Raw genomic sequence first — 12964 nt, 5'->3', positions numbered from 1 at the left:
AACCTTCCCGGATCAGCCTGACGCGGCGGTCAACGCTCCCATTCGAGGGCGCCCTTTTTCACCTCGTAGAACAGGCCGAGCACCAGCACGCCGAGGAAAAACATCACCGGGCCGAGGATCGGGATGTTGCTGGCCAGAAACTCGCGGTAGATGAACGCCCACGGCAGAAGGAACACGACCTCGATGTCGAACAGGATGAACAGCATCACGGTGACGTAGAACTTCACCGAAAACCGCGAGTGGGTCATGCCCTCGGATTTGACGCCGCATTCGTAGGGCTGGTCGGTGATGGCGTTGTTCCGCTTGCGGCGCTCGCCGATCAGATGGCTGAGACCGACGACCAGACCGGCGAGGCCGGTTGCGAGGATCACCTGGATGACAAAGGGCAAATACGCTTCGGAGAGCATGGTTGTAAAAGCCCGTAAACGTGCCGCCCCGCCCTCCGTGCTGCAAGGCCGATTTGGAAGAAGATGCGCAAAGGGCGTAACTCCAGGTGGTGTCAACGGAGTGCAGCCGCCCGGTCCCGCGTCGCCAGCGCCTCGTGCACCAGCGCCGCGATCCGCGGCAGGGTCGTGTAGAGATTCCCGGGGGCACCGGGGTTGCTCCGGGCGACAAATACCCCGGCGATGCCGTGCCGCCGGTCGATCCACGGGAAAAATCCCGTTGCCGCCGGGCTCGCCAGCACCAGCGCCTCGCCCTTCCCGTCCAGCACCAGCCGCCAGGCGCCCAGGCCATAAACGCCGTCAAACCGTTCCCCCCCTGCCCTCTCGGGATACGCCGGATGCGCCACCTCCGCGCCCCGCACCTGGTCGGCCTCCATCTCCCGCACGGCCTTTTCCGAAAGCACCCGCCGCCCCTCGAACATACCCCGGCCCAGCAGCATCCGCAAAAACGGCAGGTAGTCGGCCGCCGAACTGCGCGGGAAATTGTCGCCGCCGATGATCTTGTCGTAGTTCCAGAGCGCGAGACCCGTGACTGTCGATTTCATGCCCAGGGGGCGCGCGAGGCGTTCGCCGAATGCAGCGAGCCACGGTTCGCCGGCCACCTCCTCCACCGCAAAGGCCGCCGTCGCCATCCCGAGCGCGCCGAAATGAAAATGCTCCCCCGGTTTCTGCCCGGGGCTTTTTTTCGCAAGGATGGCCGGCAACCGCACCGGCGCGGCCGCATCCTCGCTTTGGGACAGGCTGATGAAGTTGAGGGTACCCGTATGCGAAAGCAGCTGGCGCAGCGTATTTTCCCCGCAAGGCCCCTTGAGCGCGGGCAACGCGGCCGAGACCGGTTTGTCGAGATCGAGCATCCCCGCGTCGACCAGCGCCAGGGCCGCCGCCGCTTCCAGCCACATCGATGCCGCGCCGATCGTCACGACGGTCGAGCGCGTGTGCCCGTTCCAGTAGCGTTCGTAAACGGTGTCGCCCTTCGTATTCACGATGAGGAGACCGGCCGAGGGGAAAGTTTTCCGTTCCAGCCATTGCCCGATCAAGCGTTCCACCGGTTTCCAGTCCGCCTCTGCGGAGGTGGCCGCCGCCGCAGGAGCAGCCGCCCTGGCGGACCCCAGGCCGGCGACAAGGAAGCAGAAGGAAAGAAAGACGGGCTTCATCGCACCGTTTCCGATAACCTGGCAGCGGCAAACTGCAACGCCCGATGGCCGGTTGACCCGGGTGGTCATCGGGAGCGATAAAAGTGGCACGGGCTTCCAGCCCGTGGACGGCCCGAAGCGCCGCTTTCCGGAACACGGGCAGGATGCCCGTGCCACTTCTCCGGCATCCACCACTTCCGGTTACCCCCCCGCGCCAGACTTGCCCGCCGCCCCGCCTTTGCGTTTGCTCTCCCGCATGCTCATCGCCTGGACCACCGTCGAACACGCCGCCGATGCCGACCGCCTTGCCGCCGGGGCGGTGCGGCTCGGGCTCGTCGCCTGCGCGCAGGTCGAGGGCCCTGTCACCTCGCATTACCGGTGGGAAGGCAAACAACAAAAATCCGCCGAATACCGGCTCTGTTTCAAATTTCTGCCCGGACAGCAGACACGGCTGGAAGCATGGCTCCATGAACACCATCCCTACACCACGCCCGAGTGGATCGTGGTCGCGGCGGACCACGTCGCAGAAAAATACTTGTCATGGGCCGTGGCCAACTCTACTTCCCAACCCTTTTAACGGAATCACATCCACTTTTCAAAAACGTCATGTCACAACACAACAGCCTCCAGGGCCCTCGCGGCATCGTCATTAAACGTAACGTCTTGAAGCGTTTCGAGCGTGTCGCGCTTCTCAAAAAGCGCGGCCAGTGGAAGGACGGCGAGCGCGTCATGGGTCTGCGCAAGACCAAGCCCGACGTCTGAGCCGCCCCTCTCTTTCTCTCTTTTTTCCGAAGCCGCACGGCACGCATCGGCATCCTTTCCGAAAGCAGGCAGTTTTTCCACTGCCTGCTTTTTTATTTTCCACCCGGACGGCGCTCGCTTCTGCTACCGCGCAACGCAACGTCCGGCAACCGGCTCCGGCTATCACACACCACGCAATCAATGTTCGACCTCGCGAAGAAGCTCATCGACTTCATCCTCCATATCGACGCGCACCTGAAGGAAATCGTGGCCAACTACGGCCTCTGGACCTATGGGGTGCTGTTTCTCATCGTGTTTGCCGAAACCGGCTTCGTGGTGACGCCCTTCCTTCCCGGCGACTCGCTGCTCTTCGCCGCCGGCGCGCTCAGCGCCCCCGCCGACAGCCAGCTCAACGTCCATCTCGTGGCCCTGCTTCTCTGGTTTGCCGCCGTGCTCGGCGACACCGTCAACTACTGGATCGGCAACCGCATCGGCCCCGCGGTCTTCCGCCGCGACGATTCCCTCTTCCTGCGCAAGAAGCACCTCGAACGCGCCCACGCCTTTTTTGAAAAGTACGGCGGCCGCGCCATCATCCTCGCCCGCTTCGTGCCCATCGTGCGCACCTTCGTGCCCTTCGTGGCCGGCGCCGGCAGCATGACCTACCGCCGTTTCTTCGCCTACAACGTGATCGGCGGCTTTGTCTGGATCTACGGGTTTACCTACGCCGGCTACTTTTTCGGCACGCTCCCTTTCGTGGAGAAAAACTTCAAGATCGTGATCGTCGCCATCATCATCCTCTCGGTCGTCCCCATCGTCTGGGAATTCTGGCGCGCCTGGCGCGAGAAACGCCAGGCCGCGGTCAGCGGGTAGCAACCGCCGCCGCCGTTTCCAGCACCAGCAGCGCCTCGCCGGCGTTCACCGGCTTGCCTTCGGCGCAGCGGATTTCGCGCACGACGCCGGCGCGGGTGGCGGCGATTGTCACCTCCATCTTCATCGATTCGAGAATGACCAGCGGAGTTCCCTCCGCGACCTCTGTCCCCGGCTCGACCAGAATTTTCCAGACATTGCCCGGAATATGCGCCGGAATCGCGACGCAGCCCTCCGGGATAAAATCGTCGCTCGCCTCGGCCGCGATTTCCGCCTCGGCCGAAAAGTTGAGCTGTCCGCTCTCCTCCCAGCGTTTCCGCTCGGCCTCGAACGCCTCCTGCTGGCGACGCTTCGCCGCGGCGATCGAATCGGCATGGGCGGCGAGAAACGTCCGGTAATCGCGCAGGCGAAAGGTCGTTTTTTCGATCTTCAGCTTTACGCGGCCGAGCGGCAGGTCTTCGCGGAATCTTGCGAGTTCGGCATTCGTCACCGGATAAAACCGGATCTGGTCAAAAAAGCGCAGCAGCCACGGCTTGCCCTCCGTGAAATCGGCCGTCTGCCGGTAGCGGTTCCACATCTGGCAGGTGCGCCCGATAAACTGGTAGCCCCCCGGGCCCTCCATCCCGTAAATGCACAGGTAGGCGCCGCCGATCCCGACCGCATTTTCCGGCGTCCAGGTGCGGGCCGGGTTGTATTTGGTCGTCACCAGCCGGTGCCGCGGATCGACCGGCGTGGCCACGGGCGCGCCAAGGTAAACGTCGCCCAGCGCCAGCACCAGATAACTGGCCTCGAATGCGATGCGGTGCACGTCGTCCACCGCATCCAGTCCGTTGATACGGCGGATGAATTCGATGTTGCTCGGGCACCAGGGCGCGTCCTTGCGGACGATCTGCATGTACTTGCGGATGGCCAGCAGCGTGGATTCGTCCTCCCAGGAGAGCGGCAGGTGCACGATGCGCGATGGCACCTCGATGTCGTCGACCGAGAGCAACTCGCCTTCGGCGCGGAGCAGGATTTCCATCAGCCGCTCGAGCGGCAGCAGCCGCGGGTCATAGTGGATCTGGAGCGAGCGGATGCCCGGCGTCAGATCGACGAGCCCCTGGACGTGGTTGCGCCGCAGCCATTCCTGCAACGCGTGGACGCGCATGCGCAGCGCGATGTCGAGGACGAGCGGTCCGTATTCGACCAGCAGGTACGCATCGCCGGCCCGGCGGTAGCAGACGGCCGGAGCCGCGGAGCGCTCGGGAATACGGTGAAGGATTGCCGGCTCCCGCCGGGTAGTTGGCAGTTGGTAATTGGTAGTTGGTGACAAAGATGCACCCGACAGTTGCTCCGCCTCCGATCCTCCGTTACCAACTGCCAACTCCAAACTTCCAACTCCCCGCCGCGCCAGCGGCGCCAGCGCCTCGATCTCCGCATCCTGCAGCATCACGCGCTCCCGGGCTTCGGCGGCAGTGAGCGCGACGAACCGCACCTTGTCGCCGGGCTTGAGCTGGCCGATTTTCCAGAGCTCGGCCTGCACGATCGTCACCGGACAGACAAAACCGCCGCAACTCGGGCCATCAGGCCCCAGAATAATCGGCATATCCCCGGTAAAATCGATGGCCCCGATCGCGTAGGCGTTGTCGTGGATGTTGGAGGGATGCAGGCCCGCCTCACCGCCGTCACGCCGCGCCCACTCCGGCCGGGGTCCGATCAGCCGCACGCCGGTGCGGGCCGAGTTGTAATGGACTTCGTAAGACGCGGAAAACAGGACGGCGATGTCGTCTTCGGTGAAAAAGTCGGGAGCACCGTGCGGGCCGTAAAGGACACCGATCTCCCACTCGCGCGTGAGCGGCGGGCGCAGCGCGGCGGGAAGGTGGACAGGCGAAACGTGTGACGTTTGAAATTTGAAGTTTGAAATTTGAAGTTTGGCGCAAGCGTGACGCCGGGGAGCGGACTCCGCCTGCGGGCCACCCATTTCAAACTTCCAACTGCCCTCATCCTCGCCGGCCCCGCCGGCGATCCTCAACACATCGCCCGTTCGCAACGCCCGGCCCGCATGCCCGCCGAAAAGACCGAGCGTGAACGTGGCCTTGCTGCCCAGGTAGTCGGGGACATCCAGGCCGCCCCGGATCGCGAGATACGCGCGCAAGCCCGGACCCTCGACCGCGCCGATCCGGAGCGTCTGGCCGGCGGCGACCACCACCGCCTCGTAATACGGAACCGGTTCCCCGTCCAGCGTCGCCGGCAGACGCGCGCCGGCCAGCGCGACGAGCGCGCCCGTGTTGAAGCGGAGCACGGGACCGTTCACCGTGATTTCCAGGCCGGCCGCCGTCATCGGGTTGCCGACGAGGCGATTCGCAAGGCGAAAGGAAAGGCTGTCCATCGGACCGGATGGCGGCACGCCCACATCCCAGTAACCGATCCGTCCCGGATACGCCTGTACGGTCGTCTGCGTGCCGCCTTCGAGCACGTCGACCGTCGTCGCGAGGTAAGGAAGGCGGTGCAGATAGTTCGTCGTGACTCCCCCCCTGCGAAAGCCCTCACTGGCCACGATCTGGCGCAGCCAGGAAAGATTGGTTTCGAGGCCGTGCAACCGGGTGACCGCCAGCGTCTCTTCCAGGCGGGCGAGCGCGTCGGCGCGATCACGCCCGGTCACGATGATCTTGGCGAGCAGCGGATCGTAAAAGGCGGAGACCTCGCTGCCGCGTTCGACCCAGGTTTCGATCCGCGCCGTGGGCGGAAAATGCACATCGGTCAGCGTCCCCGCTGCCGGCTGGAAGTTTTTTCCGGGGTCTTCGGCATAGACGCGCACCTGGACCGACGCTCCCTGCGAAGCGGGCACGAAACCGGAAAGATCGAGTTCACCGGCGGCGCAGCGAATCATCCACTCGACCAGATCGATGCCGGTGACCTGTTCCGTGACACCGTGCTCGACCTGGAGGCGTGTATTGACTTCGAGAAAGTAAAATTCGCCGGTGGCGTCATCATAGACGAACTCGACCGTGCCGGCGTTGCGATAACCGGCGGCGCTGCCGAGGCGGACCGCGCTTTCCAGCAGGCGGGCGCGCTGCTCCGGCGTCAGGCCGGGCGCGGGGGTCTCCTCGATCACTTTCTGGTTGCGCCGCTGTACGGAGCAGTCGCGTTCGCCGACGGCGACGACACGGCCGTGGCTGTCTCCGAAAATCTGCACCTCGATGTGGCGGGCATGTTCGACAAATTTTTCCAGGAAGATGCCACCCTCCTTGAAGTTGTTTTTCGCCAGCCGCCCGACGGCCGCAAAGGCGGCGGAAAGTTCGCCGGGATTGCGGATCAGCTGCATGCCGATGCCGCCGCCGCCGGCCGTGCTTTTGAGCATGACCGGATAACCGATGCGCGCCGCCTCGCCGGCCGCCTGGGCCTCGTCCCGCAGGAGGCCGGAACCGGGCAGGAGCGGGACGTTGTGTTTTTGTGCGATCTCGCGGGCGGCATGCTTGAGGCCAAACATCCGCATCTGGTCGCCTGTCGGCCCGATAAAAACGATGCCGGCCGCGGCGCAGGCGTCGGCGAAACCCGGATTTTCCGAGAGGAAACCGTAACCGGGATGAATCGCCTGCGCTCCGCATGCTTTCGCCACGGCCAGAATCCTGTCGGCATCGAGGTAACTCTGCGCCGCCGGAGCCGGCCCGATGTGAACCGCCTCGTCGGCAAGCCGGACATGGAGTGAATGTGTATCGGCATCCGAATACACCGCGACAGATGCGATGCCCATCTTGCGGAGCGTGCGAATCACGCGGCAGGCGATAGCACCACGGTTGGCGATCAATACCTTGGTAAACATGAAGGAGCAGTTGGCAGTTAGTAGTTGGTAATTGGTGTTGGCGGGGCAAGGGTCGGGGAGGCAAATATCCTGCCATGGCTAAATTCGCATTGGATGAACTCCGTGTTTACGGAATGGCTGAGGAACTGGCCGATATGGTCTGGGACGTCGTGATCCCATGGGAAGCCTTTGCGCGAAGCACTGTCGGCAATCAACTGGTCCGCGCAGCGGACAGCGTCGGCGCCAATATCGCGGAGGGATACGGACGGGCGTCGCCGGTGGACAATCAGCGATTTGTGCGAACAGCCCGCGGCTCGCTTTACGAAGTCCGGTATTTTCTGCGGCGCGCAGACAAGCGCCGACTGCTGACGAGGGATCAAAAACGGTCTTTGCATAAGCTGATGGATGAGCTGCCCCCTGCATTAAACGCATACCTTCGCTCACTGAAACCGCATGAGTAAACGCGTGTCATTACTTTTAAATTACATTTTTCCGACGACCAATTACCAACTTCGAACTGCCAACTACTCGCCTGTCGCCTCTCCGGTATCGGCCTCCCATATAACCACCTCGACAGGCGTAGGATTCCAGCCGTTGCAGGGGTTGTTGAGCTGGGGGCAGTTGGAGATGAGACAGACAACATCCATTTCGGCCCGCATCTCGACGTACTTGCCGCCCGCGGAGACACCATCCTCGAACTGAAGGCCGCCGTCCGGCGTCACGGGGACGTTCATGAAGAAGTTGATGTTGGCCGGAATGTCGCGCTTGTTGAGGTCATACGCGGCGCCGGGCCAGGAGGCGAGGCCGAGGAGGAAATTCTGCCGGCAGGCGTGCATGTATTTCGTGCGATGTCCGTAACGGACCGTGTTACTCTCGCAGGCGCAGGCGCCGCCGAGCGTGTCGTGCCGTCCGCAGGTGTCGGCGGTGATCGTGAGCATCACGCGGCCCTCGCCGGACATCAGCCGCGTGCCGGTGGTCAGATAGATCGATCCCTGCTCGCGGATCGTATCCTGCGCGCTGTAGCGTTCGGTAAAATCGTCGGCCCGGTAAAAAATCGTGTCGACCGCCTGGTTTCCCTCGAGATCGACGATGCGAAACGTCTGCCCCGCCCGGATCTCGTTTATCCAGAAATCGCCAGCCGGGATCTTGTGGCGATAGATGGCGTCTTCGGGGGAAAGCCGGCTTTCGGTGTAGTTGAGTGTGCTCATTGGAAATGGAAACGGATGGCGATGATTCAGAGGTAGAGAACTTCCGTGTTGTAAAACGCCCGCTCGTTTTCGGGCCGGTACTTCCGGCACCAGTCGTCGGCCGCCGGGGGATCGGAACGCCAGAGCTGAAGCTTCACCCGCTTCGGACCATACTCCGGAGCGGTATCCATCGGATGGTGACAGGTCGTCAGGATGACGAGCAGGTCCATCTCGGCGCGCAGGTCGATGAAGTCGCCTTCGCTCGCATTGCCCGGCACGAAGTGCATGCGACCTTCGTCATCGACCGTCACCTTGCTGAAAAAATTGACGTTGGCGATGAGGTCGCGGCGATTGAGCCCGTGCTTGCCAAGCTCGATCAGGAAATGATCGCGGCTGTTCTGGTGCCAGCGATTGCGAGCGGTCTGGTAATTTTTCTCACCCCATTTTTTCCGGACGAGAGCGGCGTTGTCATGGCCGCCGATCGCGTCATGCCACCCGACCGTGTCTCCGGTGATCGACATCATCACGCGGCCCATGTCGGACACCAGAATGTAGCCGGTGGTGAGCTTCGCCGTGTGCTGGCCCTTGAGCGTATCCGCCATGTTGTAACGGTCGATCAGGTCGTGACGGTTGAAACAGAGAAACGAGACATTGGCGCCGGCTTCGAGCGCGGTCAGGCGCAGCGTGGTGTGCCGCTTCACCGTCCAGGACCAGGCGGCCCCGCCGGGAAGGGTTTCCTCCAGCAGCAGGCGGTCGGACGGGATTTCGGCAAGCGGAGCTGGCGCGGGGCCGGCCGGACGCGGTGTGTCGAACGAGGTGCCCGACGGAGCAGGCGGTGTGAGCAGAGGCATGGCGTTCAGTGTTACGATTTATTCGAATCGTGTTACTGCACGATGAATGCCAGGCGTGAGCGATCGGACGGTTTTTGCGCATTTTTTTTGCGGGGTGGCTGTTTTTGGCCGCTGCTTCCTTACAGCAAGGGGGGGATGGTGGTGGCAGTGAGGTTGAGTTTGCCGTTTTTCACCCCGCGGCAGGTCACCAGTTCGTCAGTGAGTTTCTGGAGATCCTGCGCCCGCCCCTGGACGAGCAGCACTTCGAGGTAATTGTGGTGCTCGAGGTGCACGTGCATGCTGGAGACGATCATCAGGTAATACTTGTGCTGGATCGCGGCGATCTGCGACTGGAGACCTTTCTGGGTGTGATCGTAAACCAGGCTGATCGTGCCGGCGACCGATTCGGTGCCGAGCTGGCTGGCAAATTCCACCAGACCCTCGCGTGTCAATGCGGCCACCGCCTGCGAACGGCTCTGGTAACCCCGTCGCTGCACCATCGTGTCGAGCTCGGTGAGGAGACTTTCAGGAAGTGAAACGCTGAAGCGGACAATCTTGTCGGATCTGGACATCGGTGAAGTGGTGGAGTGGAAGTGGAAGCCGGAGTTTCGAAGTCGGTAACAGAAAACCGGACGCGCGGCCGGAGACAAACTTCCAACTTCAAAATGCCAACTTCCCCGTCGCGTCAAAACATCCTCGCGTAACGATCGATTTCCCACTGGCTGACCTGCTGGTGGTACTGGCGCCATTCCTCGTTCTTGTAGCGGACAAATTCGTCGCGCAGCCCCTGGCCGAGGACATGCGCCGTGAACGGATCGGCCGCAAAGGCTTCCACGGCCTCGTGCAGGGTCTGCGGGAGAGGGCGGATGCCGCGGGCCGCCAGTTCGGCGGAGGAAAGTTCGTACAGGTTGTCCTCCTGCGGCTGGCCGGGGTCGAGTTTTTCACGAATGCCCTCGAGGCCGGCGGCGAGCGCGAGCGCGGCGGCGAGGTACGGGTTGCACGAGGAGTCGGCGTTGCGGCTTTCGCAGCGGCCGCCGCCCATCGGCACGCGCACGGAATTGGTGCGGTTGTTGGTGCCGAAGCTGTTGAAGACCGGCGCCCACGAATAGTAGCTCATGAGACCGCGCCGCACGAGGCGCTTGTAGCTGTTGACCGTCGGCGCCATCGCCGCGCAGATCGCCGGGCCGTGGCGCAGGATGCCGGCGATAAAATGATAGGCCAGCGGCGTGAGTCCGAGTCCGCGCGGATCGTCGGACGGTGCGCAGGCGAACGCGTTTTTCCCGGTCTCCAGATCGGCGAGCGACATGTTGAAATGCGCGCCGTTGCCGGTCTTGTCGGGAAACGGCTTCGGCATGAACGTGGCGAGCAACCCTTCCTCGGCAGCGTAGTGCTTGGCCATCATCCGGAAAAACACGTAACGGTCGCACATGGTGAGCGCGTCGGCGTATTTGAAATCGAACTCGAATTGCGAGGGCGCGTCCTCGTGATCGAGCGAATAAAGATCCCAGCCGAGCCGGTTGATGGCGCCGGAAACCTTGTCCAGCCACGTGAAACGATTCATGAAGTGGCGCACGTCGTAACAGGCCTTGGCGAGCTGGTCGTCGGCATCGGGAATGGTCAGGCCGCCGCGTTCGTCGAGCTTCACGATATAGGTCTCGCACTCGATCCCGAGGTTGAACCCGAAGCCGAGCGAGGCGGCGTCGGCGAGCACCTTTTTCAGGGCGACGCGCGTGTTGATCTCGTAGGGCGCGCCATGAAACGTGTTGTCCGCCGGAAACCAGGCGACCTCCGGTCGCCACGGCAGGACGATGCCTCGGTCGAGATCGGGCAGTGAGGCGATCTCGTCGTCGTTGGGCGACTGGCCGAGGCCGTCGAGCGCGTAGCCGGTATAAAGCTCCGAGCCGTGGGCAAAATGCAAAAAATGATCCAGCGGCACGAACTTGCCCTTGGGCACGCCGTGAATGTCCACGTAGGCGCCTACGCAATACCTGACACCCTTGGCTCCGAGTTCGGTCTGGAGGGCGAGAATTTCCTGGTCTGATTTCATGATGGGAGTTGGAAGGTTGAAATTTGAAGTTGGTAGTTGGCAGTTGGTAATTTGTAGTTTGTAGTTTTATTTGGATACGTTCTGTTTTCGGGATTGAGCCTGGCTCCAGGGCGTGTCGAAAGGCGGGCGCTCGCGGAGGCCGCGGCGGACGAGGCGGGAAAGGTCGGTGACGATCTGGCGAAAGAGTTTTTTCCCCTGGGCGACGGTTGCCCGGCTCGGACAGCCGGTCACGCCGTTGGCGCTCGTGCGGTTGACCGGATGCGCGAAGACGAGGCCGGCGGTGCGGTCGGGATCGTCAGAGGTCCGGCAAAGGTCGGAGCGAACGAAATGCGGCGCACGCGCCATCATCAGCGCGGTCTCGGCCTGGTTGGCATGCCAGTCCTGCGCGTCGGCAAAAAAGGCGGCACGCACCCGCGGGCTGACCTCGGCGGTATCGAGCACCGCCACCATGAACCCGTCGTGCCGGCTGCGCAGGATTTCCAGCGCGCAGCGCAAGGGCGCGGCATTCGTCACGTGGCTGTTGACGAGAAAGAGACGCCGGAAGCCGGCCGCGAAGAGCCAGTCGCCGAGGTCGGTCACCAGCGCGATGAGCGTCTGCGGTTGCAGTGCCAGCGTGCCGGGCCAGCGTTGCGAGTGACCCAACGAGCAGCCGAAGGCGAGCGCCGGCAGGACCGGCACGCCGGTCGCCGCCGAAACCTCCGCGCAGACATCGGAAGCCAACGCCGTATCCATGCCGGTGCCGAGATGCGGGCCGTGCTGCTCGGTGGCTCCGCATGGCAACAAAACCGCATCCATGCCGGCGGCAGGCAGTGCGGCGATTTCCGGCCATGTGAGCGCGGACCAGAAGACGGGCGAGGATGGAGAACGGGCGGGCATGGTGCGATGAAATTTGAAGTTTGAAGTTGGCAGTTTGAAGTGGGTGTCTTGCGGAAAGCGCGACGAGCGGAGGCAAAGGGACAGGCAGCAGCCGTCGGCTCGTCGCCAATTTCCAACTACCCACTTCAAACTTCCTTTCCGTTTACTCCACGTCGTCTCCCACCTGCGTGAGCCGGACGATGGGCAGATGTTCCTGTTCGTGAAGGGCGGATTTCGGATGGATGAGTTCGTCGAGCCGGCGCCGGGTGGCGAGGAACTCGGGAGAATTGAGCTGGTCGAGCCGGCGCGGGCGCGGCACGGACACCTCGATCACTTCCTGCACCTCGCCGGGGTTGGCCTTGAGCACGAGAATGCGGTCGGCGAGGAAGATCGCTTCGTCGAGATCGTGAGTGATAAAAAGGATCGTCACGTCGACATTGCGCCAGATTTCGAGCAGGTGGGCCTGCATCTGCGCCCGCGTCTGGGCGTCGAGCGCGCCGAACGGTTCGTCCATGAGCAGGATGCGCGGGTTGGCGGCGAGCGCGCGGGCGATGGCCGTACGCTGCTTCATGCCTCCGGAAAGCTGCGCCGGGTACGAGTGGGCAAACTTCGTAAGGCCGACGAGATCGATCCACTGGCGCGCCTCGGCCTCCGCTTCCTGGGAGGCAGCTCCCTTCATTTCCAGACCGAACATCACATTCCTCTGCACCGTCAGCCACGGGAAGAGTGTGTAGCTCTGGAAGACCATGCCGCGATCCGGACCAGGGCCGCACACTTCGCGATCATCCACGAGCAACCGGCCGGAAGTCTGTTCGTCGAGTCCGGCGATCATCCGGATCAGGGTCGACTTGCCGCAGCCGGACGGTCCGATCACGCAGACAAATTCGCGGCGATGCACCTCGAACGAGACATCGCGCAGCGCCACGACCGGTCCCTTGTCGCCGGGAAACTCGCGGCCGAGGTTCTCGACCCTGAGCACCACGGGCCGTTCGCGGATCTTTGCGAAGCGGGCGGCGACGGCGGGGGTCTGGATGCGGTAATCGGGAAGGGTCATGCAAGATGGCAGTTGGCGATTGGGAG

Annotated in this window: 13 protein-coding genes; 4 read left to right on the top strand and 9 right to left on the bottom strand. The window is 63.2% G+C overall.

What is annotated here, in order from left to right:
* Positions 1-29: 29 nt before the first annotated feature.
* Both OPIT5_18775 and OPIT5_18770 read right to left on the bottom strand, forming a co-directional pair.
* Entirely contained in the window at positions 30-407 is a 378-nt protein-coding gene (locus OPIT5_18775; protein AHF91961.1) for an NADH-quinone oxidoreductase, read from the bottom strand.
* Positions 408-499: 92 nt separating this feature from the next.
* Positions 500-1597, bottom strand: a complete 1098-nt coding sequence (locus OPIT5_18770; protein ID AHF91960.1) for a beta-lactamase — start codon at positions 1595-1597, stop codon at positions 500-502.
* A gap of 235 nt (positions 1598-1832) precedes the next feature.
* Between OPIT5_18770 and OPIT5_18765 the strand changes: the two genes are divergently transcribed.
* The 3 genes from OPIT5_18765 (at position 1833) to OPIT5_18755 (ending at position 3187) form a co-directional block, all read left to right on the top strand.
* Positions 1833-2153, top strand: a complete 321-nt coding sequence (locus OPIT5_18765; protein AHF91959.1) for an ion tolerance protein CutA — start codon at positions 1833-1835, stop codon at positions 2151-2153.
* A 29-nt stretch (positions 2154-2182) separates the two neighbouring features.
* The gene (locus OPIT5_18760) at positions 2183-2338 is read left to right on the top strand and encodes a hypothetical protein (GenBank protein ID AHF91958.1); all 156 of its coding nucleotides are present in this window, start codon (positions 2183-2185) and stop codon (positions 2336-2338) included.
* Between the two features lie 180 nt (positions 2339-2518).
* Positions 2519-3187, top strand: coding sequence for a membrane protein (locus tag OPIT5_18755; protein AHF91957.1), 669 nt, complete (start codon positions 2519-2521; stop codon positions 3185-3187).
* Here OPIT5_18755 and OPIT5_18750 read toward each other — a convergent pair.
* On the bottom strand, positions 3177-6986 hold the full coding sequence (locus tag OPIT5_18750) for an urea carboxylase (protein AHF91956.1): 3810 nt from the start codon (positions 6984-6986) through the stop codon (positions 3177-3179). The genes OPIT5_18755 and OPIT5_18750 overlap by 11 nt on opposite strands.
* Positions 6987-7060: 74 nt before the next feature.
* Between OPIT5_18750 and OPIT5_18745 the strand changes: the two genes are divergently transcribed.
* On the top strand, positions 7061-7426 hold the full coding sequence (locus OPIT5_18745; GenBank protein ID AHF91955.1) for a S23 ribosomal protein: 366 nt from the start codon (positions 7061-7063) through the stop codon (positions 7424-7426).
* Between the two features lie 63 nt (positions 7427-7489).
* Here OPIT5_18745 and OPIT5_18740 read toward each other — a convergent pair whose 3' ends face one another.
* The 6 genes from OPIT5_18740 to OPIT5_18715 all read right to left on the bottom strand — a co-directional run bounded on the left by OPIT5_18740 (position 7490) and on the right by OPIT5_18715 (position 12938).
* Positions 7490-8173 carry an urea carboxylase gene (locus tag OPIT5_18740; GenBank protein ID AHF91954.1) on the bottom strand — a complete coding sequence of 228 codons (684 nt, stop codon included), beginning with the start codon at positions 8171-8173 and terminating at the stop codon, positions 7490-7492.
* A gap of 26 nt (positions 8174-8199) precedes the next feature.
* Positions 8200-9003 (bottom strand): urea carboxylase, encoded by an 804-nt coding sequence (locus OPIT5_18735; GenBank protein ID AHF91953.1) that lies wholly within the window; start codon positions 9001-9003, stop codon positions 8200-8202.
* A gap of 119 nt (positions 9004-9122) precedes the next feature.
* A complete protein-coding gene (locus tag OPIT5_18730; protein AHF91952.1) occupies positions 9123-9554 on the bottom strand; it encodes a CopG family transcripitonal regulator in 432 nt (143 codons plus the stop codon).
* A 113-nt stretch (positions 9555-9667) separates the two neighbouring features.
* Positions 9668-11029 carry a glutamine synthetase gene (locus OPIT5_18725; protein AHF91951.1) on the bottom strand — a complete coding sequence of 454 codons (1362 nt, stop codon included), beginning with the start codon at positions 11027-11029 and terminating at the stop codon, positions 9668-9670.
* A 66-nt stretch (positions 11030-11095) separates the two neighbouring features.
* On the bottom strand, positions 11096-11905 hold the full coding sequence (locus OPIT5_18720) for a creatininase (GenBank protein AHF91950.1): 810 nt from the start codon (positions 11903-11905) through the stop codon (positions 11096-11098).
* Between the two features lie 142 nt (positions 11906-12047).
* The gene (locus OPIT5_18715) at positions 12048-12938 is read right to left on the bottom strand and encodes an ABC transporter (GenBank protein ID AHF91949.1); all 891 of its coding nucleotides are present in this window, start codon (positions 12936-12938) and stop codon (positions 12048-12050) included.
* Positions 12939-12964: the final 26 nt, after the last annotated feature.

The organism is Opitutaceae bacterium TAV5 (assembly GCA_000242935.3).
Taxonomy (GTDB): domain Bacteria; phylum Verrucomicrobiota; class Verrucomicrobiia; order Opitutales; family Opitutaceae; genus Geminisphaera.
Note: the sequence above shows the minus strand (reverse complement) of the source record. Positions and strands in the feature narration are given on the sequence as shown.